The 20,826-nt window shown below is 56.3% G+C and carries 22 protein-coding genes; 5 read left to right on the plus strand and 17 right to left on the minus strand.

The window, feature by feature from the left end; translation table 11 throughout:
- Positions 1–11: 11 nt before the first annotated feature.
- The 11 genes from ALIPUT_RS03275 to ALIPUT_RS03320 all read right to left on the minus strand — a co-directional run bounded on the left by ALIPUT_RS03275 (position 12) and on the right by ALIPUT_RS03320 (position 9,706).
- The gene (locus tag ALIPUT_RS03275) at positions 12–1,334 is read right to left on the minus strand and encodes a TolC family protein (protein WP_004328259.1); all 1,323 of its coding nucleotides are present in this window, start codon (positions 1,332–1,334) and stop codon (positions 12–14) included.
- A 177-nt stretch (positions 1,335–1,511) separates the two neighbouring features.
- Entirely contained in the window at positions 1,512–1,772 is a 261-nt protein-coding gene (yidD, locus tag ALIPUT_RS12340; RefSeq protein WP_022460152.1) for a membrane protein insertion efficiency factor YidD, read from the minus strand.
- On the minus strand, positions 1,729–2,100 hold the full coding sequence (locus ALIPUT_RS03280) for a ribonuclease P protein component (protein ID WP_004328263.1): 372 nt from the start codon (positions 2,098–2,100) through the stop codon (positions 1,729–1,731). The genes yidD and ALIPUT_RS03280 overlap by 44 nt, the downstream gene beginning before the upstream one ends.
- Before the next feature lie 153 nt (positions 2,101–2,253).
- A complete protein-coding gene (locus tag ALIPUT_RS03285; RefSeq protein ID WP_040293154.1) occupies positions 2,254–3,117 on the minus strand; it encodes a uroporphyrinogen-III synthase in 864 nt (287 codons plus the stop codon).
- A gap of 24 nt (positions 3,118–3,141) precedes the next feature.
- The gene (locus tag ALIPUT_RS03290) at positions 3,142–4,026 is read right to left on the minus strand and encodes a DUF4271 domain-containing protein (protein ID WP_004328268.1); all 885 of its coding nucleotides are present in this window, start codon (positions 4,024–4,026) and stop codon (positions 3,142–3,144) included.
- Positions 4,026–5,192, minus strand: coding sequence for a sensor histidine kinase (locus ALIPUT_RS03295; protein WP_004328269.1), 1,167 nt, complete (start codon positions 5,190–5,192; stop codon positions 4,026–4,028). Before ALIPUT_RS03295 ends, ALIPUT_RS03290 begins: the two co-directional genes overlap by 1 nt.
- A 6-nt stretch (positions 5,193–5,198) precedes the next feature.
- Positions 5,199–6,881: a S41 family peptidase gene (locus tag ALIPUT_RS03300; protein ID WP_004328270.1), complete on the minus strand. Its 1,683-nt coding sequence runs from the start codon at positions 6,879–6,881 to the stop codon at positions 5,199–5,201.
- Positions 6,868–7,344: a hypothetical protein gene (locus ALIPUT_RS03305; protein WP_040293155.1), complete on the minus strand. Its 477-nt coding sequence runs from the start codon at positions 7,342–7,344 to the stop codon at positions 6,868–6,870. Before ALIPUT_RS03305 ends, ALIPUT_RS03300 begins: the two co-directional genes overlap by 14 nt.
- A 94-nt stretch (positions 7,345–7,438) precedes the next feature.
- On the minus strand, positions 7,439–8,302 hold the full coding sequence (locus tag ALIPUT_RS03310) for a 4-hydroxy-3-methylbut-2-enyl diphosphate reductase (protein WP_004328272.1): 864 nt from the start codon (positions 8,300–8,302) through the stop codon (positions 7,439–7,441).
- A 38-nt stretch (positions 8,303–8,340) separates the two neighbouring features.
- Positions 8,341–9,048, minus strand: a complete 708-nt coding sequence (cmk, locus tag ALIPUT_RS03315) for a (d)CMP kinase (RefSeq protein WP_004328273.1) — start codon at positions 9,046–9,048, stop codon at positions 8,341–8,343.
- Positions 9,029–9,706: a LysE family translocator gene (locus ALIPUT_RS03320; protein ID WP_004328274.1), complete on the minus strand. Its 678-nt coding sequence runs from the start codon at positions 9,704–9,706 to the stop codon at positions 9,029–9,031. Before ALIPUT_RS03320 ends, cmk begins: the two co-directional genes overlap by 20 nt.
- A gap of 204 nt (positions 9,707–9,910) precedes the next feature.
- On the opposite strand from ALIPUT_RS03320, the gene ALIPUT_RS03325 reads away from it, so the two are divergent.
- The gene (locus ALIPUT_RS03325) at positions 9,911–10,228 is read left to right on the plus strand and encodes a DUF3467 domain-containing protein (protein WP_004328276.1); all 318 of its coding nucleotides are present in this window, start codon (positions 9,911–9,913) and stop codon (positions 10,226–10,228) included.
- Between the two features lie 220 nt (positions 10,229–10,448).
- On the opposite strand, the gene ALIPUT_RS03330 is transcribed toward ALIPUT_RS03325, so the two are convergent.
- Positions 10,449–11,741, minus strand: a complete 1,293-nt coding sequence (locus ALIPUT_RS03330; protein WP_004328277.1) for a bifunctional folylpolyglutamate synthase/dihydrofolate synthase — start codon at positions 11,739–11,741, stop codon at positions 10,449–10,451.
- A gap of 66 nt (positions 11,742–11,807) precedes the next feature.
- Positions 11,808–13,373 (minus strand): apolipoprotein N-acyltransferase, encoded by a 1,566-nt coding sequence (gene lnt / locus ALIPUT_RS03335; protein ID WP_040293156.1) that lies wholly within the window; start codon positions 13,371–13,373, stop codon positions 11,808–11,810.
- 64 nt (positions 13,374–13,437) lie between these two features.
- Between lnt and ALIPUT_RS12700 the strand changes: the two genes are divergently transcribed.
- A complete protein-coding gene (locus ALIPUT_RS12700; protein WP_004328280.1) occupies positions 13,438–13,932 on the plus strand; it encodes a hypothetical protein in 495 nt (164 codons plus the stop codon).
- A 25-nt stretch (positions 13,933–13,957) separates the two neighbouring features.
- Complete coding sequence (locus ALIPUT_RS03345) at positions 13,958–14,416, plus strand: hypothetical protein (RefSeq protein ID WP_004328281.1); 459 nt, start codon at positions 13,958–13,960, stop codon at positions 14,414–14,416.
- 192 nt (positions 14,417–14,608) lie between these two features.
- Here ALIPUT_RS03345 and ALIPUT_RS03350 read toward each other — a convergent pair whose 3' ends face one another.
- From ALIPUT_RS03350 to ALIPUT_RS03360, 3 genes are read right to left on the minus strand one after another with little or no spacing between them, the layout of a single operon-like run.
- A complete protein-coding gene (locus tag ALIPUT_RS03350; protein WP_004328282.1) occupies positions 14,609–14,848 on the minus strand; it encodes a hypothetical protein in 240 nt (79 codons plus the stop codon).
- A complete protein-coding gene (locus ALIPUT_RS03355; protein ID WP_004328283.1) occupies positions 14,841–16,478 on the minus strand; it encodes a S41 family peptidase in 1,638 nt (545 codons plus the stop codon). The genes ALIPUT_RS03350 and ALIPUT_RS03355 overlap by 8 nt, the downstream gene beginning before the upstream one ends.
- Positions 16,479–16,524: 46 nt before the next feature.
- Positions 16,525–17,694, minus strand: coding sequence for a DUF3078 domain-containing protein (locus ALIPUT_RS03360; RefSeq protein ID WP_004328284.1), 1,170 nt, complete (start codon positions 17,692–17,694; stop codon positions 16,525–16,527).
- 94 nt (positions 17,695–17,788) lie between these two features.
- Here ALIPUT_RS03360 and nfo point away from each other — a divergent pair, with 94 nt between their 5' ends.
- Together nfo and ALIPUT_RS03375 are read left to right on the plus strand one after the other, a co-directional pair.
- Positions 17,789–18,634 carry a deoxyribonuclease IV gene (gene nfo / locus ALIPUT_RS03365; protein WP_004328285.1) on the plus strand — a complete coding sequence of 282 codons (846 nt, stop codon included), beginning with the start codon at positions 17,789–17,791 and terminating at the stop codon, positions 18,632–18,634.
- A 407-nt stretch (positions 18,635–19,041) separates the two neighbouring features.
- On the plus strand, positions 19,042–19,506 hold the full coding sequence (locus ALIPUT_RS03375) for a hypothetical protein (RefSeq protein WP_004328287.1): 465 nt from the start codon (positions 19,042–19,044) through the stop codon (positions 19,504–19,506).
- A 115-nt stretch (positions 19,507–19,621) separates the two neighbouring features.
- Here ALIPUT_RS03375 and ALIPUT_RS03380 read toward each other — a convergent pair whose 3' ends face one another.
- A complete protein-coding gene (locus ALIPUT_RS03380) occupies positions 19,622–20,821 on the minus strand; it encodes an aspartate aminotransferase family protein (protein WP_004328288.1) in 1,200 nt (399 codons plus the stop codon).
- Positions 20,822–20,826 lie beyond the last annotated feature (5 nt).

Raw genomic sequence — 20,826 nt, forward strand, 5'->3', positions numbered from 1 at the left:
GCTTGTGCGGATTAGTAAATGTCGCTCGCAGGAAGCCCCTGATAGATGTTGAGCAGTTCGATACTCAGCAGGGTGAGATATTTGGCTTGCAGGACCTGTTGCTGTGCTGCCGAATATTCGTTTTGGGCCGTGATCAGCTCGACGGTGTTTTTCACTCCGACGCGGAACTGTTCGCTGGTCAGCTCGTAACTCTCCCGGGCGTATTTCTCCTTTTCGCGGGCCGAGAGATACTGGGCCTGGGCCGATACGGCGTCCAGGTAGGCCGATTCCACGTTCCGTAACAGCTCTTTTTGCAGCGATGTCCACTCCAGATAGCTGTCGTTGAGGGCGATTTTCGCCTTATTGACGGCCGTGCGGTTCTTACGGTTCGAGAAAATCGGGATGTTGAGCGTGAGCCCTACGTTTTCGTTGAAGCGGTTCCATATCTGGCTGCCGCTTTCGAAGTCGTTGTTCGACATATGTCCCGTTCCCACGCTGGCGGATAGGGATATGGAAGGGAAGAATCCGGCACGTGCGCTTTTTTCTTCCAGCTTCGCCGCCTCGATGCCCAACTCTCCCCTACGGATCTGAGGCATGACTTTCAGAGCCGTTTCATACACTTCGTTTTTGGGCGGCAAAGCCTTCAGCACGTTCTCTTCTTTAACCCCCGGCACGGCCGGATTCATCTCTTCCATAATATCTAATTCAAGCAGTTGCTTGAGTTGCAGTTTATAGTTGTCCAGTGTCGAGCCGGCTACGACTATCTGGTATTCGTCGCTCGAATATTGGCTTTGGAGCTGGGCGAAATCCACGCGGCTGATCGAGCCCGTGCGCAGCATCTCTTCGGCCCGGTCGCGCTGGGCCTTCGAGGCTTCGGCCGTGCTGCGGTTGATTCGCACGGCGTCGGCGGCGTAAAGGCACTGCATGTAAGCCTGTACGATGGCGATGCGGATGTCGTTCACGGATTCCTCGACCGAGAGAGCATCCATTTGATTCTGGACTTTCTGCCTCTTGACTTCCGTACGGAGCTTGCCACCTTCGAAGATCGTCATTCCCGCCGTTATGCCGTAGGTCCCCGTATAACTGTTGTTGTCCGTGACTTCGGACGAAGGGTAGTTCGTGTAACTTTGCGTGGTCGATGCCACCAGCGACGGAAAGAGGGCGGCTTTCGCCTGTTTGGTATCCTCGATGCCCGAAAGTTGGTTGTTGCGGCTTTGCCGTACCTGGATGTTGTTCTGGTAAGCGTAGTCCAGACACTCCTGCAAGGTCCATGTTTTGGACGCTTCCTGTGCGGTTGCATTCCGTAGCCCCGACAGAAGAAGGGAGCAAAGCAGTATCGGCAGGAGTCGTTTCATGGTTTTGGTTTTGACGCAAAACTAACGACGGCTTTCCGTGCGTGCAATTGAAATAGACGAAGAGGGGAATTTTATCGACGAACGGCCGGTTTCGGGAAATAACCGGAATAACGAACCCTGCGATCCGCTCGGATTTCGGGATGCAGGGTCGGATACGAAAAAGTCCGCCGACCTTTATTAGGGTACGGGGTCGTATCCGCTGCCGCCCCAGGGATGACAGCGCGAGAGTCTTTTGAGCGTAAGCCACGTTCCTTTCAGGGGACCGTACTTGCGCAGCGCTTCGAGCGCGTATTGGGAACAGGTCGGCGTGTAGCGGCACGAAGCGGGAGTGAAGGGCGATATGCAGCGTTGATAGAACTTTACCAGCACGATCAGCGGCAGCGTGCAGACCCGCCTAAAGCCTCGCCATAATTTGTTCCATGATTTTCTGTACGGCATGTTCTATGACCCGGTAGGGGGTGAGCTCTTTGGATGAATAGATCAGGGCGAGATCCAGTGCGACGGGATTTCCCTCCCGGTCGAAGATCTCTTTGTTGAGCCGGTAAGCCTCCTTCATACGACGACGCTGCAGATTGCGCTTGTTGGCCCGTTTCTGAAACTTCTTGGGAACCGAAAAGAGTACTTCGACCGAAGGAATTTCGTCCGCTTCGGCGATCCAGACGTAGCGCAGCGGATAGACGAATCCGCTCTCCCCGCTTTCGAACAGGCGGCGGATGGCCCCGAACGAACGAAGCCTTTCCTGACGGGGAAGCGAACGGTCTGTCATAGCTGAAACAGGTAACTGTATGCGGTTTTAATGCCGTTTTCGGTCGGTGTCGGCGAAATCGCGACGGAAATAGCGTCGTCCGCTTCTTGTTTGCCGGATGGAATCCTTCGGAATCGCACTTTGAACCGGTGATGGTCGCACGGAGCCGTTCCGTTATTTCTTCTCCGCCGGAGTCGTGCGCCGGGTACGGCTTTTCTTGGCTAACTTATGCTGTTGGGTTCGGATGAACTCCTCTTTGTCGGCGTCGTGCGTGACGGCGACATCTTCGATCTGTTCGCCTTTCGCCAGTTTCGTGAGGTAAATATCGACGGCTTTGGCCATCGAAGGGACCGTAGGGGTCGGAGCCATGGCTTTGACCTTGATGCCGACATCGACCGCAGCACGCAGCGTGCCTTCGCCGAAAGTGGCGACTGCGGGCAGCTCCTCGGCGGGGAAGCGTTCGAGAATGGCCTTGACGTCCGATGGCGAATAGAGGGCCAGCAGATCGAATTTCTTGATGTCCAAATCGTTCAGGTCGGCGGCGACTGTGCGGGCCAGAATCACCGGAGAGAACTGTAATTTCAACTTGGCGAGCGTTTCCGGCAGTTCGGGTTTATGGGGTTCGCTCAATGCCAGCATGAATTTTTCTTCCTTGTGCTTTATTATCAGCTCGATGAAGTTGGTGAAACTGCCGTCGGCGAAAGAAATTTTGCGTTTGCGATATACGATGTATTTTTGCAGGTAGAGCGCTACGGCTTCCGTCTGGCAGATGTATTTCATGGTTTCGGGAACCGTAATCCGGGCCTCTTCGCAAATGTGGAAAAAACTATCGACTGTCGTGCGCGAAGTGAAGATGACGGCCGTATGAGCCAGTATTTCAACACGCTGGCTTCGGAATTCCTTGAGCGATACCCCTACTACGCGGATGAACGGCATATATTCGATTTCAGCCTTGTGTTTCTGGGATAATTCGTAGAAAGGAGATTTTTCGACCACGGCCGGACGGGGCTGTGAAACCAATACTCTATGGGCTTTCAAATTCAGAACGGTTTTATCGGGTTATCAAATTCTTGTCAGCGAGAGCCACACGAAGCTCACGGGAAAAATTTCGACGGCACAAAGGTACAAAAACCAATGCAAAATCGAAATTTTTTTCGAGAGAAAGAGCATGAGCGACTCTTTCAGGTAGAGCAACAGCAGTGCTCCGCCGAGGATGAGGATGCCGAAAGAGAGGATATGCCCGGTGTCGGGCGAAGCCAGCAGGAAGAGTAGGATCAACGGGCACAGAAAGACGACAGAAAGTGCTAAATAGTTGAATTTTAGCGCTACAAGCTGATCTGTGATCGGTCGGGAGAGGGTGACGTAACCCGTGATCCGGAGCAGTCCTACCTGGAAAAGCAGGAGAACGGCCAGGCCGACCGTAGCGAGCAGTCCCAGTACCGGGATCCAGGCTTCGGGGACGACCTCGGGGATGGGGAACCAACGGTCCGTCAGTCTCAAGGTCAGTAGAGCCAGCATGGGAAGTCCTATTCCGATGGCCGCCCACAGGAACCGGGTGTAGGTGCTGCCCTGCGTGTCGGTCATGCGTCCCGGCTTCGACCGGTCGAGACTCAATTTCCGACAGAGGATATAAACTTCCCGCAGGTTATGGTAGATGATGACCAGATAAGCGAAAACCAGGGCCAGTACGATCCCTTGGAAAGGGGCCGATTCGTATATGGGACGGACGGATTGCGTCGGAAACGGTTCGATCGCGAGTGTCGAACCGGCTCCGAACAGCTCTTCGGCCGTGACGGGGGGTGTCGCCTGCAGGGTGTCGGGGGGAATCGTCGCCAGCGAATCCCGCAGCCGGAAGATGGATTCCCGAAGGGCCGTTTCGGTTGTCGGCAGGCTGTCGGACAGTTGCCCTGCCAGCGAATCCGTGCGTATTTCGGGTTGCAGGGCCATCAGTCGAAGTAGCGTTTAAGGGTAATGCGGATATCGGTGCCTTTGCCCAGTTCGGAGTAAACGACGCCGATCCGGCCCTGGTGATACTCTTCGATCACGCGGCGGGAAAGGGAGAGTCCGAGGCCCCATCCCCGGGTTTTGGTCGTGAAGCCCGGTTCGAAGATCCGTTTCCAGTTGCTTTTGGGGATTCCTTTGCCCGTATCTTTGATGTCGATCATCACGTGTTTGTCGTCGGAGGAGATCTCTACGTCGATCCGGCCGTGACCCTGCAAGGCGTCGAGCGAGTTTTTGATGAGGTTCTCCACGACCCATTCGAACAACGCGGTGTTGATCTGGGCTTTGACCGGCGCGATAGCCAGCCCGTTATAGTCGATCACTACGTTGCGGGGTGCCCGCGTGCGGAAATACATCACCGATCCGCTTACTATTTCGTTGATATTCTCGGGGGTGAGCGGAGTTTCGGAACCGATTTTCGAGAAGCGGTCCACGATCTTCATCAGGTGGCTCAAGTCCTTGTTCATCTCTTCGACGGCACCCTGATCGACGGGCTGCGTGCGCAGGTATTCGATCCATCCCAGCAGCGAGGAGGTGGGGGTGCCCAGTTGGTGCGCCGTTTCTTTGGCCAGTCCGATCCATACGCGGTTCTGCTCGTCCTGCTTGGTCGAGCGGAAAGCGATGAAACCCAGCAGGATGAAGATCGCAATGACGGAGAGCTGGATGTAGGGGAACCAGTAGAGGGTCTTGAGCAGCCGGGACTGGCCGAAGAATATGATGTGTTTGTGGTCTTTGCCCCAGTAGTATTGGATCGTGATCGGGGTGTTCTCTTCGGTGAGCTGGTTGATCTTCTTGCGCAGGCGGTCGGGATGGTTGATGATCTCTTCGGGAATGAGATGCGAGTGCAATACCTTCAGGTTCTGATTGGTGATGATGAAGGGGATGTTGTTGCGCTGACTCAGGATGTCTTGGACGAAGGGGTCGTTACTCGAGTCGCTCATCACGCGCTCCATGGCGTGTACCCAGAGGGCCACTTCGTGCTGTTCCTTCTCCCGCAGGCGGCGGGCCATGTCGTTGGTGAACAGCAGGGACAGCGTCACCATCGTCACTCCGACGACGATGGCTACGATCCGCTTGCGGAACGAGAGTATTTTGCGCCCCAGTTTGAGCATAGCCGGTTATTTCTTTTCGGACGTCTGCATGGTCGTGATTTCTTGGTATTCCGTCGGATTTTCCAACACTTCGGTAGCCCGGAGAACCTCGGTGTCGTCACCCAGGTTATGTTCGATCACGCCGGCCTGATAGCTGTGACGCAGAACGATGTCGTTGTTGATCGTTTCGGCGATCTCTTTCCGATAGGTATGCAGATTGGTCTGCGTGTCGTCTTTCAGGTCGCCCTCGATCGCTGTGATTTCCTGGGCCAGGTCGCTGTAAAGGTCGTTTTCGGCCGCTTCCTTCAGGACCTTGAGCACCCGGCGGGTTTCCGATTCGTAGGGGACTTCCTTGCCTTCCATAAATTTGACGAAGGCGTCGTAGTCCGCATCGGTGATCGAGAACGTGCGGTTGTCGATCGTGTCGGTGTGGTGTTCCTGCATGTATTCGTCCACGAAATCCTCGATGAATCCCATAGCCAGCAGAGTAACGGCGAAACGGCTGATGTACTGAGGCTCGGTGGCTATGTCGGGCGAAATGCCGCCGCCGTCATAGACTTTGCGGCCGCCGCGGGTCGTAAATTCCCGTACGAGCGAATCGGCTACCTTGCCGACCGTGCCGTCCTGCTTGCGCGAGGAGTAATCGATAGCCTGGATGCAGCGCCCCGAGGGAATGTAGTATTTGGCGGTCGTGAGTTTCAGCAGGGTATTGTATCCCAGCGGACGGGTCGTCTGCACGAGGCCCTTTCCGAAGCTCTTCTGTCCGATCAGTACGGCCCGGTCGAGATCCTGGAGCGAGCCGGCGACGATCTCGGCCGCCGAAGCCGAATTGCCGTTGATCAGCACGGCCAACGGCAGATCGGGCAGGATCGGATCGTTCGCGGTGCGGAAGACATTCTCCTGCGTAGCGGCCCGTCCCTTGGTGCGGACCACCTCCGTACCTTTGGGAACGAACATAGAAACGATCTTGACGGCTTCCTGCAGAATGCCGCCTCCGTTGCCCCGGTAGTCGAGGATCAATCCCCGCAGGGTATCCTGTGTGCGGAGTTTCTCGATCGCGGTGCGCATCTCTTCGTACGATCCTTCGGTGAAGTCGCTGTGCTGGATATATCCGATCCCTTTTGCGACGAACCCGGCGTAGGGGACGCTGGGAATGGCTACCCGTTCGCGCGTCAGAGTGAGAGTGTCGTGCTCGCCGCCGATCAGCCGTTCGATGACGATTCGGACGGTGGTGTTGGGCGTGCCTTTCAGGGCGGAACTTATCTGTGCGGGGTCCCAACCCTTGGTGTCCTCGCCTTCGATCGAGAGGATCTTGTCGCCGATGCGGATGCCGGCCCGGTCGGCCGGGGAGCCTTCGTAGGGCTGTGCGAAAATTACGTAATCGCCTTTCTTGCGGATCATCGAACCGATGCCTCCGTACTTGCCCGTGGTGAGCAGGTCGAAGTTCGACATCTGCTCTTCGGGCAGAAATTCGGTGTAGGGGTCGAGGTTGCGGGTCATGCCTTCGGCGGCATCCTGCATTAGTTGGTCGGGATCGACTTCATCGACGTAGAAGAGCGAAAGCTCCCGCATCATATTGACCAGTAGCTCCATGTTTCGGCCCAGCCCGAAATCGTTGGGCTTGCCGAACCAGAAGAGCGTGCAAAGCAGGGCGAGGACCGCAGGAATCGCCGCGCGGCGAAGTATGGGACGTTTCTTATTCATTTTCATTGCGTGTTCTTTCGAGATAGGACTGCAGGCGGTAATAAACCCGGGCTACACCCCGGCGAATACCTTCGATCGTGATCCATTCCCCGGTCTGGGTGACTCGGATTTCATCTTCGAAAAGGAGCGTGAGCCGCTTGAAGAGGGAGTCTGCCCGGAACACCATTTCGTGTTCGGATTCCCGGACCGGCTTGAAGCCCTCCGAAACGAAGGCATTGAGGATCTGTTCGCGGTTCTTGCGCAGGCTGCCGATCTCCTGCCGGCGGATGAAGCCGAACTTGGGGTACAGGGCCGAGAGGAGCACCACCGCGACGATCAGCACCTGCCCGCGTGTGGAGCGGACGAGAGCCGAGAAGGTTTCCGAAGGGGTCAGCACCGAGGTATTCGTGAGCAGCATCAGCGCCATGATAATCAGATATAGAACGCAGAGCGCGATAAAATATTTTACGGAACGGATCAGGTACTTCATGGTCGTTATCGTTTTTATAAGGTTGAATTTCTTGTCTGTTTCCGATACGGAGGCACGTGCCGGCGCTTTGCGTCCGTATTTCGGATTTTTTGTTTCACGGCTTCTGCCCGGCGACCGCATCGGCCACCTCCTGCATCAGCCACTTGGGGGTGGACGTAGCACCGCAGATACCGACGGATTCGGCTCCTTCGAACCATTCGGGACGCAGCTCCGAAGCCTCTTCGACGTTATAGCTGCGGGGATTGGCCCGGCGACACACTTCGAAAAGGACCCTGCCGTTGCTCGACTTGCGGCCGCAGACGAAGATAATTACGTCGAATCGCCCTGCGAACTCCTCGAGGTGACTTTCGCGATTGGATACCTGGCGGCAGATCGTGTCGTGGGCGAAGACCTGCGCAGGGTCGGTGGCCCGGCTGCGCATCCGGTCGCACAGGTGCTGGAACAGGGAGATGCTTTGCGTGGTCTGCGAAAGGAAATAGATCGGACGTGTGAAGTCGATCTGGTCGAGGTCTTCCTCTGTTTCGACGACCAGCGTGGGAGCTTCGACCTGCCCGGTGAGTCCGATCACTTCGGCATGTCCCCGCTTGCCGAGTATCACGACCTGCCCTCCGACCTGCCGCATCTTTTCGTGTGCTTCGACGACGCGCCGTTGGAGTTTGGCCACGACCGGGCAGGTCGCGTCGATCAGCTCGATGCCCAGCTCTTCCGCCAGCCGGTAGGTCGAAGGAGGTTCGCCGTGCGCCCGGATGAAGAGGCTCCGTCCTCCCAGTTCCGGCATCTGATCGTGGGTCACCGTGTGCATGCCGAGCCGTTCGAGCCGCTGCACTTCGACGCGGTTGTGTACGATGTCCCCCAGCGAGAAGACCTCGCCCTGCTCCTGCAGAGCCTCTTCCGCGCGGGAGATCGCTCTCACGACTCCGAAGCAAAAACCGGAATGGCTGTCGATTTCGACTCTCATAGCCGAGGTTGTTCGTTATTGTATTTTATGCGATGCGGTTATCGGCCGCAAGCTATCCTATCGAAACGCTCCATGAACCAGGTCATTTGCTCTTCGACGGTCATGTGGCTGTTGTCCAGCACTACGGCGTCGTCGGCCTGGCGCAGCGGCGAGATCGCGCGTGTCATGTCGGCCTTGTCGCGTGCGACGATGTTGGCCCGGATCTCCTCGAGCGATACGGAGTCGCCTTTGGCCAGCAGTTCGTCGTAGCGGCGCCGGGCCCTGACTTCGGGATCGGCCGTCATGAAGATTTTCATTTCGGCATTGGGGAATACCACCGTGCCGATGTCGCGTCCGTCCATGACCACGCCCCGCTGGCGACCCATCGCCTGCTGCATAGCCACGAGTTTTTCGCGTACCTGGCGGATCGAGCTGACGCGGCTCACGCAGTTGCTCACTTCGATCGTGCGGATGCGTCCCTCCGCCCGGTCGCCATTGACGTAGATGTCGCTCGCGCCCCGTTCGGGGTTGAAGCGGAAGTCGATCGAGATGTCGTCGAGCAGGGCGATCACCTTCTCTTCGTCCACGATGCCCGAAACGATGGCGCCGTGTTCGAGCGCATAGAGCGTTACGGCGCGGTACATGGCCCCCGTGTCGATGAAGATATATCCCAGCTTGGCTGCGATGGTTTTGGCGAAGGTGCTTTTGCCGCACGAGGAGAATCCGTCGATGGCTATGATGATCTTTTTAGGCTTGGAGCATTCCATGGGGGATGAGGTTGAAGAAGGTGGATAAAATCGTATAGACGCCGAGTACTCCGATAATAATGCCGGCCACATGGTTGATCGTGAGCATGTGGCGGGGACGGAAGCGGCGCCGGAAAAGGTTGATCAGGAAAGCCAGGGAGGTCCACCAGAGGATAGCGCCTCCGAAGAATCCTACGATGACGAGAAATCCCCGTCCCAGGCCGGCGACGTCGAAGGTTTCGATCGTCGAAATTTTGAAAACCGCGAAGAAAGTCAGGATATAGGGAATGACCAGCACGAAATTGGCGATCGTAAGGCCAAAAATCGAAGCGAAGTCCTGTGTAAGGCTGGTCTTGCCGGCCCGGTTGCGGCGGATCTGCGGTACCGGGTTCTGAAAGAAGATATAGACGCCTACGATGACTACGAAGATGCCGGCGACCACACGCAGCAACTGGTTGTACTGGTCGATTTGAGCCTGGAGCATCGAGTAGCAGAAGTAAGCGATCATCGCCATCAGCGTATCGGCAGCGGCTACACCGAGCCCCGACACGATCCCCGAGCGGCGGCTTTTGCTGAGGGTCCGCTGGATGCACAGAACGGCCACCGGTCCTACCGTGATCGACGCGGCGACGCCGACGCAGAATCCGCGCAGCAAAATCTCGATGATTTCCAGATACATGCTCTTTCTTGCAGGTTTTCTTCGCAAAGATACGAAAACTAACTTAAAATTCGGCCCGGTTTCGGAAAAAGGGCGGAAAAGAGGGTCGAAAGGAGAATCGTTGTTCTATAATGTTGATAAGTTCTCCATAACTTTGCCTTCTCGGGTCGGGAGAGGGATCGAAAAATGGATAATTTTGTCCATACACGTTAAAAATTCAATACTATGGCAGAGAATCAAAAAATGGAGATAGATCTGGGCGAGGACGTAGCTCAGGGTAATTACATCAATCTGGCGATCATCGCGCATTCGGTTTCGGAATTTATCATCGACTTTGCGACGGTCCTTCCCGGTGTGCCGAAGGCCAAAGTCAAGAGTCGTGTGATCCTGACCCCGGAACATGCCAAGCGCCTGCTGCTCTCCCTGCAGGAGAACATTACCCGCTATGAAAGCAATGTGGGAAAAATCGAAATACCGGCTCCGCAGCGCCATTCTCCCGGCGATTTTCCGCTGGGCGGAGGTCCCAAGATCGGTGAGGCTTAAAGTCCGGTATTTCCGGTCGGCTGGTGCGGGACGGGCGGTTGTTTTGCCGAAGCCGTGAAACAAGAGAAGGCCGGCCGGGAAGAGGCGGACGAAGGCGCGACAGCTATGCCGCAAGAGTTTTTGCAGCCGGGTCGGCAGTGCCGGCCACGATTGAAAAGCCGGAAGGAAATGTTTCCTTCCGGCTTTTAGGTAATGGCTTTCGCCAAAGGTGACTTAGGGTTTATTCGAGCACTTCGGCGACGACGAAATTGCTGCCTCCGATGAAGATCATGTCCTCCTCCGAGGCCATCTCCCGCGCCCGGGCCAATGCCCCGCTCACCGTGTCGGCCACTTCGCCCCGAAGACCGTATGCAGCCGCTTTTTCAGCCAGCTTGCCGGCCGGAAGCGCCCGTTCGTTGCCGGGCTGCGTGAAGATATAACGGGCCTCTTTGGGAAACAGAGGCAGTACGCTCGATAGGTCTTTGTCATTGACGAATCCCAGTACGCAGTAGAGGTCGCGGTGGGGGGTTGCGGCCAACTGTTCCGCAACGTAGCGGATGCCGTGGGCGTTGTGTCCCGTATCGCAGATCGTGAGAGGTTTGTCGCCGAGCTTCTGCCACCGGCCTTGCAGGGCCGTGCCCGAAGCGACGGTGCGCATGCCTTCCGTGAGCGCGCGCAGGCTGATCGTCAGCGGGGTTTCCTGGTGCAGCAGGTCGATGACGGCGATTGCCGTCAGTATGTTGTGTACCTGGTAATTGCCCGTAAGGTCCAGTTCCAGGTTGAAAACTTTGTTGTCGCGGTGGCGCTGGATGCTGAATTTCTGGAAATCCCCTTCCGTCGAATGGTTGATGCACGCGAAATCGTTTTCGGCATAGACGATTTTGGACATCATGGCCGTTGCCGCCTGGTCGAAGACGTGGTTGTATTCGTCGCTCTTCTCGCCGATCACGACCGGGATGCTTTTTTTGATGATTCCCGCTTTCTCGGCTGCGATTTTGGGAAGCGTGTCGCCCAGCAGGGCCATGTGGTCGAGTCCGATGTTGGTGATGACGCTCACGATCGGGATGATGAGGTTGGTGGCGTCCAACCGTCCGCCCAGTCCCGTTTCGATGACGGCGACCTCGACGTCGCTCTGGTCGAAGTAGTCGAAGGCGAGGGCCGTGGACATCTCGAAGAACGAGAGTCCGAGCTCCTTCATGCAGTCGTAGTGTTTGTCCACGAAGTTCACGACTTTCTGCTTGGGGATCATCTCTCCGTCCACGAGGATCCGTTCGCGGAAATCGCGCAGGTGAGGCGAGGTGTAGAGCCCCGTGCGGTAGCCCGCCTGCTGGAGTACCGAGGCGAGCATGTGCGACACGGAGCCTTTGCCGTTGGTGCCGGCCACGTGGATCGTGAAATAGTTGCGCTGGGGATTGCCCAGGTGCTTGCAGAATGCGGTGATGCGTTCCAGTCCGGGTTTATAGGCTTCGGGCCCCTTCTCCTGGTACGAAACGAGCGATGAAAATAGGAATTCGAGCGTTTGGTTGTAATTCATAATGCAAAAGTTCCGGCCCCCTTCGGATTTATGCGGGTCTTGTTAGCGGTCGTATGTCTGTTCCGGTTACTTCACCAGATGGTTTTTCTTCTTGATTCGATAGGCGATGTAATAGAGGATGCAGAGTCCCATGAGGAGCTCCGAAATTCGTCCCAGGTAGTCGCCGTATCGGGTGTAAAAAGTCAGTTCGCTGTTGAGTTCGACCTCTCCGGTGAGGATGCCGCGACGGTCCCAGCCCAGCTTTTGCTGCACGTCCCCGCGCGTGTCGATGAATCCCGAAGTGCCGGTGTTGGCGCTGCGGGCGATGGCCCGGCGGTGTTCGACGGCCCGCAGGCGGGCGATCGAGAAGAGGTGTTTGTGACCGGGTGTGTCGCCCCACCAGCCGTCGTTCGACGAGATCAGCAGGGCTCTGGCTCCCTCGCGTACGAATCCGCCGTAGAAGTTGCCGTAGAGCCCTTCGTAGCAGATCGGGGTTCCCACGCTCACGCCGTTATGAACGAATGCCGGACCCGGTTCCCCCACGCCGAGTTGCCCCACCGTGCCGCCCAGGTCGATCACCAGGAATTTGAGGGCCTTGAAGATCCAGGTCGGAGTGCTTTCGACGCCGATTACCAGCCGGCCCTTGTGGTGGATCGGGAGGCAGGCGGTCGTGTCGATGCCGAGCGTCGAGTTGAATTTGTCGTAAAAAGCTCCCCGTTCGTTTTGACGGGCGGTTTCCGTCTGTTCCTCCGGCGGATAATAGACGATGGTTTCGGCTCCTGTGACGATCATCGCACCGGAAGATTTTTCGCGCAGGATCTCTCTTATTTTCGTAACGACCGGAGCCTGCGGCAGATAGCGCTCGTCGTAGGCGTAGGGCCAGACCGTTTCGGGCAGTACGATGAAGTCGGAGCCTGCGGGAGCCTCTTCGATCATCGAGAGCAGCAGCCTTTCCTGCATCTGCTCCGTTCCCGCAGCGAATTTGTCGTAACAGTCGATGTTGGGCTGCACTACGGATACCGTGACCGAGCCTTCGTCAGGTGCTTCGTAACTCCAGAAAATGCCCAGCGAAACGAGAATCGGAAGGAGTACGACCGCTCCGGCCCAGGTCCAGGCTTTTGCGTCGCGCCGACGGCGCCAGGCCTCGTAAAGCAGGATATTCGAGAGAAGCACCCAGAGCGTACCGCCGAAGATGCCCGTGTATTCGTACCATTGCACGGCCCACACTTCGTGCGAGAATCCGTTGCCCAGCAGCAGCCAGGGCCAGGAGAAGTCGCCGGTCGTGTACCAGTACTCCGTGGCGATCCAGCCTGAAACGAGCAGCGTGTAGGCCAATGCCTTCGGTCCCTTTTTCGAAACCGTATGGAAGAGCATGAAGGCGACCATGTTCAGGAAAGACGAGGCGATCGTCGCGGCGAAAGGGCCTACGGGAGTGGCCAGCCAGATCCACCAGATCGTAGAAACATTCCAGAGTACGAAGGTGAGGAGCGCCCAGCCGAAAACTTTCCACCACGAGCGGCGGGAAGCGTCGTACGAATCGCTGATCCAGAGCAGCGGCACCAATCCGAACAGGAGGGTGAATCCCGTTCCTCCGAGCCATCCCGGCGAGAGCAGGAGGGTCGAGCAAAGTACCGCAGCGAATTTGCGCCCCATAGAAGTCATTAATTTCTGGCGACAAAAGTAACGAAAGCCCTGCATATTTCAAAAAATATAGAATATGAATTCCTTCTTTGCGGAATATGCCGCTGATTCTCGAAACCCCCGACGAATCGCGTTGGGCGGAGGAGATCGCGGAATTAAAACGGTTTTCGGAAGAATAGTCGAACGGTTGCGATTCGCTTCCCGCCGAAACAACCGTTTCGGCGGGAATTTTTGTGCGGATTTCCATTCGCAAGTTTGTAAATCGGAAGCGTATTCAGTATCTTTGGATAGGAGTGTGAGTGTTTCCCGTTCCTTCGAACTTATAAATCCGCCTGCCATAAATATTTTAGCGGTCTTTTTACGGTATTTTCCGGCATTCGAAGAGGGGGAGGCGTTCCGGAACAGTATTCCGTCTGCGCGGGAGATTCAGGAAATAGCTTTCGGGTCGAAAAACAGCCGGGAAGCGGGTGGCTGGATCATTCAATATGCGGGGCGTCACGGTTACGACGCAGAAACGATCGATCGTTTTTGGAGGGTGTACAGTATGGTTGCTAACGAGGATTCTTACTAAACTAATAATTAAAAAAGTTCCGATAATGAAACGATTGTTTTTTCTGATAGCGATAGCTTTTTTGATGGCTGGTTGCAGTGACAAGGATGATGAAAATGTTGATATGGCGAGTGTCGGACATTATGTTTGGCAAAACGAAAGCGATCACCGCATAACATTGACCGTAATAGGCAGATTTGAAAATGAAGTTTTGCTCCCGAAAGAGCGTATTTCGAAAACGATGATCGGATTTATTTTTCCGCCATCACCACGTTCTTATACAATAGAGGGGATGAAAATTTCTTTCGATGACGGGTCTTATGGCGGTGTTTTCTCCATCCCGACGGAGTATCCGACTGCGCCGTACAATCCGTGTGACGAGTATAATTATGAGATGGGAGAGGAATATAAGGAGAGCGGAATGCTTCAGCGACAATGGACTTATACGTTTACTAACGCCGACTACGATGCGGCCGTAGCTCGCGGGCCGATGACGGAGCAGTAGCGTTTTGCTGAAACAGCGAAATCCTTCGAGTCGAAATCCCCGGCACAGATTCGCTGTGCCGGGGATTTCTATCCGGGAATTTGACCGAAGCTTTTTCGCGTGGAATGTGCAGAAGTCGGATTGCATGTCCGAACCCGTGCGTTCGGCCGTTGCCGCCGAACGGGAATATTCCGATCGTAAGATTGTTTTCGATTACTGTTCCGGCCCTGCATGGCCGCCCGTTTGCCGTACCGTGTCGGGTTTGGCCGCAGTGAGCGAATCGGGCCGCAGAGTTTCCGGCGCCGGTTTTTTTTGCCCCGTTTTTTCGGGTGCGGGCATTTCGGTTGCAGCCGGTCCGATCATCGAAGTATAGGTGTTGTGGCGGATGGCGGCGATGACGATTACCGCGATAGCGGCGATGGCCAGGATCAGTCCGATGATTCGTTTAGTCATGGTCGTTTTGGGTTTTAAGCACTTCGACCGCCCGCAGCATGACGGGGTCGATCGGGTAGATATTCACGTAAAATCCCGCTTCGTTCAGGGGGGTGTTCCGTCCGATGTAGGCCCGTAACTGGGCTTCGATCAGCTTGCGCGAGCGGGCGATGTCCTTGTAGTCGGGCTGTACGCCGTTGCGGGCTGCGTATCGGATGAAGTCGTTCATCAGCTCCTTGTCGGCATCGAGCAGGGCCTGGAGTTCCGGAATGGTCTTCACGGCGTTCAGGGCGTCGCGGTGACGGTCGGCGTATTCGAGCGTATAGCGGAAGAGGATGTTGCGTCCCGACACCTCGAGGAAATAGCGGGTTACGTCGGTCGTATCGACCGGCACGAACAGGTCGGGCATGATGCCTCCTCCGCCGTAAACCACTTTGCCGCCGGGCGTTACCTTGCGCAGAGAATCGTTGAAGTGAATGCTGTCTGCCGAGAAAAACTCGTTGTGCCGGTAACGGTTCCAAAGATCTTCTTCATACCCCAGCGCATCGCCGTTGGTGTAGGGTTTTTGGATCGAGCGACCTGTGGGAGTATAGTAGCGTGCGACGGTGAGCCGCAGGGCCGAACCGTCGGGATAGGGTATCTGCCGTTGTACGAGTCCTTTGCCGAACGAGCGGCGTCCGATGATCGTACCCCGGTCGTTGTCTTGCAGCGCTCCGGCCAGAATTTCGCTGGAGGAGGCGCTGAATTCGTCGATCAGCACCGCCAGGGGCAGCTCTTGGATCGTGCCGTTTCCGTCGCTCATTTCATCCGTGCGGTTGTGGTTTCGGTCTTCGGTATAGACGATCAGCTTGTCGGCCGGCAGGAATTCGTTGGCGATGCGGATTGCCTGGTCGAGGAAACCGCCGGGATTGCCCCGCAGGTCGAAGATCAATCGCTTCATACCTTGTGCCTTGAGGTTGTTCAAGGCGGTGATGAGCTCGTTGTGCGAGGTGATGGCGAACTGGGAGAGTTTGATGTAGCCGATGCTGTCGGGCAGCATGAAGGCCGCTTCGAGGCTTTTGATCGGAATGGCGCCGCGCGTCACTTCGACCTCGACTGGTTCTGCGATTCCCTGCCGTTCGAGCGATAACTTGACCTGTGTGCCGCGTTTGCCCCGTAGCCGTTTGACAATTTCGTTGTTGGGTATCTTCTGTCCTGCCACCAGCGAATCGTTGATCCGGATAATGCGGTCGCCGGCCTTCACTCCGGCCTTGTCGCTCGGCCCCGAAGGGATGACATTGAGTACGATGACCGTGTCGGGCGCCATGTTGAAGACCACGCCGATGCCGTCGAACTCACCCTGCAACGGCTCGTTCACCGCCTCCATTTCCGATTTGGGGATATAGACCGAGTGGGGGTCGAGTTCCTCCATCAGCAGGGGAATCACTTGCTCGGAGAGCGAATCCATCGACACCGAATCGACGTATTCCGTTTCGATCAGCGAGAGCGTATAGGCCAGTTTGTTGGTCGGATGGGTCAGTTGTTCGACCAGGTTCCGCAGTTGGGCTTCGGGAGTGTTGCGACCCAGATAGCGTCCTAACAGCAGCCCCAGCACAACGGCTGCGGCGAGCAGGATCGGGAGCAGGATCGCAAGACGGGAGTTTCGGTACATCGTGTTTTCGTCGGTTTTATGGGGCGTTCGTGACGATCGCCGCCGCTTATTTGTTCTTGAACGTATAGGTCAGTCCTACGCTCAACAGCAACTGGGTCTGGATGTCGTAGTTTTGCGCCCGGTTGTAGTAGAGCTGGAAATTGAACGTCGTGGAAAGGTATTTTGTTGCCTTGATGTCGATGGTATTTTCCCAGCGTACCGTCGGATGGATTTGCAGCATCGGTTTATCGCCGATTCCCTGTGCATCATCCCAGGCCTGGAGAGCTTTTTCGTAGGCGCTGACGCTGGTATATCTGTTTTTCATGTTCAAATTCGACATCCAGCCCATGAAGGAGAAGAGCGTGGTGCGGTAGCGGAAAATGCCCTTTTTGCCGAACGTCCGGTCGAAGTCGATCTGGATTGAGGAACCGCCCTCGTATTTCGAGGTTTTGTTCGCATTCGAAAGGCCGTAAGCCTGCCAGCCCGGTTTGTCGTCCCATCTGTTGCTGCGGACCTTGGCGCTTTCGACGAATACGGCGCTCAGGGCGATCGGCGAGAGGTTGATCTTGATCGGAAAACGCTCGAGGGGACAGGTGTAGGTGAAACCGCCCGATATGTCGAGGTAACCCGGCGACATAAAGGTACTTTTCCGATCGTCGGCCGTCTGCTGCGAGCGCGACACGTAACCGTTGGCGAACTGGCTGCGGAATTTGATGATCGAGCCGACCTGCCAACTCTTGTTGATGATGTAGGCGGGATTGGTCGAAATCTGAAATTCGTCCTGGTTCTTGTACCAGGTGGCCTCGCTGGTCGTAGAGCCTCCGTCGCCGGCGACTTCGATATTCATCCGGTTGTAGCCGAACTTGGCATCGAACTTGGTTTCGATGGTAAAGCGCTGTTTGGTAAAGGTGTGATGCAGGAAAAGCGTGGCGGCCAGACCGATCGAGTTATCGCCGCCCGAAGTTTCGATCCACGAATCGCTGTACGAGGCTACCGATCCGAGTATGCCGCCGCCGAATTCGAGGGTATTGCGCTCCTTGCGGATCGCGGCACGCTCGGCACGGTAGCGGGCGCGGCTGAAATAACTCTGTGCATCGACCGTCGTGGGGCGGACTTCGTTTTTGAGGATTCTTTCCGAGGGGTCGGTCTTGACTTCGTCGATCGTGATCTGTGCAGACACGGGATTGCTTATCGCCAGGGCGCAGAGGAGGGTTGAAAGCAGGTAAAATTGTTTCATAAGCAACTAATTGATACAACAAATTTAGGGATTTCTCTACAAAAATCGCTACATTTGTTAGCAAAACGATAAATAATAAGATAAAGCGAACAGTATGAAATATTTCGGAGCACACGTAAGTGCTGCGGGCGGTCCTGAAAACGCCCCTTTGAATGCACATAAAATAGGAGCTACGGGCTTCGCCCTTTTTACCAAAAACCAGCGTCAGTGGAGCGCACCGCCCCTGACGCCGGCCCAGATCGCGGCTTTCGGAGAGAATTGCCGGGCCGGGGGTTACGCGCCCCGGAGCATCCTGCCGCACGACAGTTACCTGATCAACCTGGGACATCCCGAGCGCGAAGGGCTCGAGAAGTCCCGGACGGCCTTCATCGACGAAATGAGCCGCTGCCAGGCCCTCGGCCTCGATCGTCTTAATTTCCATCCGGGCAGCCACCTGAACCGAATTTCGACGGAGGAGTGCCTGGACCGCATCGCCGAGTCGATCAATATCGCCCTCGACCGCACGCAGGGCGTCACGGCCGTCATCGAGAACACGGCCGGACAAGGTTCCAACCTGGGATTCAGGTTCGAACACCTGGCGTATATCATCGACAAGGTCGAGGACAAGTCGCGCGTGGGTATCTGCATTGATACCTGTCATGCGTTTACGGCCGGATACGACCTGCGTACCGCTGCGGCTTGCGATGCGACATTCTCCGAGCTGGATCGGATCGTCGGACTGAAATACCTGCGGGGGATGCACCTGAACGATACGTTGAAGACGCTCGGCAGCCATGTCGATCGTCATGCTCCGCTGGGCGAGGGTGTGTTGGGGATCGAGTGTTTCCGGTACATCGCCCGCGACTCCCGCTTCGACGACATGCCGCTGATTCTCGAAACCCCCGACGAATCGCGTTGGGCGGAGGAGATCGCGGAATTAAAACGGTTTTCGGAAGAATAGTCGAACGGTTGCGATTCGCTTTCCGCCGAAACGGCTGTTTCGGCGGAAATTTTTGTGCGAATTTCCATCCGTAAGTTTGTAAATCAGAAGCGTATTCAGTATCTTTGGATAGGAGTGTGAGTGTTTCCCGTTCCTTCGAACTTATAAATCCGCCTGCCATAAATATTTTAGCGGTCTTTTTACGGTATTTCCCGGCATTCGAAGAGGGGGAGGCGTTCCGGAGTTGTATTCCGTCTGTGCGGGAGATTCAGGAAATAGCTTTCGGGTCGAAAAACAGCCGGGAAGCGGGTGGCTGGATCATTCAATATGCGGGGCGTCACGGTTACAACGCAGAAACGATCAATCGTTTTTGGAATATATACACTATGATCGATAACGAAGATACTTATTAAAAACGAGGCCATATTATGAAAAAGCGACTGTTATTATTTGCGATCCTGTTTTTCGGGTTGTGTGGTTGTGATAAGGACAACGGAGAGGATGTGGATCCGCCCGGAATCGGCCACTTTGTCTGGGTGAATGCCAGCGATCATCGGATTACGATGACTGTGAACGGTCAGTTCGAAGATGAGATCATGTTGCCCGGAGAGCGTATTTCGAAAACGATGATCGGATTTATTGCTCTTCCACCATCACCTGATTTGTATGTAATGCATGGGATTGAAATTGTATTTGACGACGGGCCTTACGGCGGTGTTTTCACAAGACCGAAGGAGTATCCGGCGGCTCCTTACAATCCGTGTAATGAGAAGGAGTATGTATGGGAGGATATGCCGGTGGAAAACGATTTGTCCCATTGGGTTTGGACCTACACTTTCACCAATGCCGACTACGATGCGGCCGTAGCTCGCGGGCCGATGACGGAGCAGTAGCGTTTTGCTGAAACAGCGAAATCCTTCGAGTCGAAATCCCCGGCGCAGATTCGCTGCGCCGGGGATTTCTGTTGAATATTGCTTGTTTCGTTGGAGCGCTGCCGATAATTCGCCGTCAGATTCGGTCGAGGCATTCGCGGATCAGGCGGGCGCTGTCGCGCACTTCCTCCTCGGTGATCGTGAGCGGCGGCGAGATGCGGAACGCCGTATCGCAGTAGAGGAACCAGTCGCTCAGGATGCCCGCCTCCTTGAAGAGCTCCATCATACGGAACATCTTGGCCGACGAGCCCAGTTCGACGGCCAGCAGCAGGCCGCTGCGCCGGATTTCCACGACCTGCGGATGATCCGCCAGCAGCGATTCGTAGAGGACGCCTCTGCCTTCGACGTGTTCCACCGTGCCGGTTTCCAACAGATATTCGAGGGCCGCCAGTCCCGTTGCGCAGCAGACCGGATGTCCGCCGAAGGTGGTGATGTGCCCCAGGGTAGGGGCGGTTTGCAGCGTGTCCATGATCTCTTTGCGCGATACGAAGGCTCCGAGAGGCATCCCGCCGCCGAAGGCTTTGGCCAGGCAGACGATGTCGGGTGTGACGCCGTACTTGCACATGGCGAACATTTCGCCCGTGCGTCCCATCCCGGTTTGAATTTCGTCGAAGACGAGCAGCGCACCCACCTCGTCGCAACGTCGCCGCAGGGCTTCGAGCCATCCGGGAACCGGGGGCCGTACGCCCGCTTCGCCCTGCACGGGTTCGACCACGACGCAGGCCGTGCGGCGGGTGATGAGTCGCAATTGGTCGAAATCGTTGAAGTCGATCGCCCGCACATCGGGCAGCAGAGGCCGGAACGCGCCCTTCCACTCCTCGCCTTCGGGCTCACCCATCAGGCTCATGGCTCCCTGCGTCGAACCGTGATAGGCCCGGCGCATCGAGACCAGCTCCGTGCGGTGGGTGTATCGCTTGGCGAGCTTCAGGGCCCCTTCGATCGCTTCGGCGCCCGAATTGACGAAATAGACGCTCGAAAGTTCTCCCGGCAGCAGCTCGGCGATGCGTGCGGCGTACCGCACCTGCGGCCGCTCGATCATCTCGCCATAGACCATGATGTGCATGTAGTCGGCCGCCTGCCGCTGCACGGCTTCCACCACGCGGGGATTGGCATGGCCGACGTTGCTGACCGAAACCCCCGCCACCAGATCGTAGTAGCGTTTGCCTTCGGGTGTATAGAAAAAAACGCCTTCTGCCCGCGCCACCTCGATCATCATGGGTTCGGGCGAGGTTTGGCCGACGTGGGCCAGGAACTGTTTGCGTAGTATCGTATTCATCGTTT

Source organism: Alistipes putredinis DSM 17216, assembly GCF_000154465.1.
Classification (GTDB): Bacteria; Bacteroidota; Bacteroidia; order Bacteroidales; family Rikenellaceae; genus Alistipes; species Alistipes putredinis.

Bases quoted from the DNA above. Each gene is read 5' to 3' on its own strand.
- ALIPUT_RS03275 (WP_004328259.1), bottom strand. From the start codon at position 1,334: ATGAAACGACTCCTGCCGATACTGCTTTGCTCCCTTCTTCTGTCGGGG.
- yidD (WP_022460152.1), bottom strand. From the start codon at position 1,772: ATGCCGTACAGAAAATCATGGAACAAATTATGGCGAGGCTTTAGGCGG.
- ALIPUT_RS03280 (WP_004328263.1), bottom strand. From the start codon at position 2,100: ATGACAGACCGTTCGCTTCCCCGTCAGGAAAGGCTTCGTTCGTTCGGG.
- ALIPUT_RS03290 (WP_004328268.1), bottom strand. From the start codon at position 4,026: ATGGCCCTGCAACCCGAAATACGCACGGATTCGCTGGCAGGGCAACTG.
- ALIPUT_RS03295 (WP_004328269.1), bottom strand. From the start codon at position 5,192: ATGCTCAAACTGGGGCGCAAAATACTCTCGTTCCGCAAGCGGATCGTA.
- ALIPUT_RS03300 (WP_004328270.1), bottom strand. From the start codon at position 6,881: ATGAAAATGAATAAGAAACGTCCCATACTTCGCCGCGCGGCGATTCCT.
- ALIPUT_RS03305 (WP_040293155.1), bottom strand. From the start codon at position 7,344: ATGAAGTACCTGATCCGTTCCGTAAAATATTTTATCGCGCTCTGCGTT.
- ALIPUT_RS03310 (WP_004328272.1), bottom strand. From the start codon at position 8,302: ATGAGAGTCGAAATCGACAGCCATTCCGGTTTTTGCTTCGGAGTCGTG.
- cmk (WP_004328273.1), bottom strand. From the start codon at position 9,048: ATGGAATGCTCCAAGCCTAAAAAGATCATCATAGCCATCGACGGATTC.
- ALIPUT_RS03320 (WP_004328274.1), bottom strand. From the start codon at position 9,706: ATGTATCTGGAAATCATCGAGATTTTGCTGCGCGGATTCTGCGTCGGC.
- ALIPUT_RS03325 (WP_004328276.1), top strand. From the start codon at position 9,911: ATGGCAGAGAATCAAAAAATGGAGATAGATCTGGGCGAGGACGTAGCT.
- ALIPUT_RS03330 (WP_004328277.1), bottom strand. From the start codon at position 11,741: ATGAATTACAACCAAACGCTCGAATTCCTATTTTCATCGCTCGTTTCG.
- lnt (WP_040293156.1), bottom strand. From the start codon at position 13,373: ATGGGGCGCAAATTCGCTGCGGTACTTTGCTCGACCCTCCTGCTCTCG.
- ALIPUT_RS12700 (WP_004328280.1), top strand. From the start codon at position 13,438: ATGAATTCCTTCTTTGCGGAATATGCCGCTGATTCTCGAAACCCCCGA.
- ALIPUT_RS03345 (WP_004328281.1), top strand. From the start codon at position 13,958: ATGAAACGATTGTTTTTTCTGATAGCGATAGCTTTTTTGATGGCTGGT.
- ALIPUT_RS03350 (WP_004328282.1), bottom strand. From the start codon at position 14,848: ATGACTAAACGAATCATCGGACTGATCCTGGCCATCGCCGCTATCGCG.
- ALIPUT_RS03355 (WP_004328283.1), bottom strand. From the start codon at position 16,478: ATGTACCGAAACTCCCGTCTTGCGATCCTGCTCCCGATCCTGCTCGCC.
- ALIPUT_RS03360 (WP_004328284.1), bottom strand. From the start codon at position 17,694: ATGAAACAATTTTACCTGCTTTCAACCCTCCTCTGCGCCCTGGCGATA.
- nfo (WP_004328285.1), top strand. From the start codon at position 17,789: ATGAAATATTTCGGAGCACACGTAAGTGCTGCGGGCGGTCCTGAAAAC.
- ALIPUT_RS03375 (WP_004328287.1), top strand. From the start codon at position 19,042: ATGAAAAAGCGACTGTTATTATTTGCGATCCTGTTTTTCGGGTTGTGT.
- ALIPUT_RS03380 (WP_004328288.1), bottom strand. From the start codon at position 20,821: ATGAATACGATACTACGCAAACAGTTCCTGGCCCACGTCGGCCAAACC.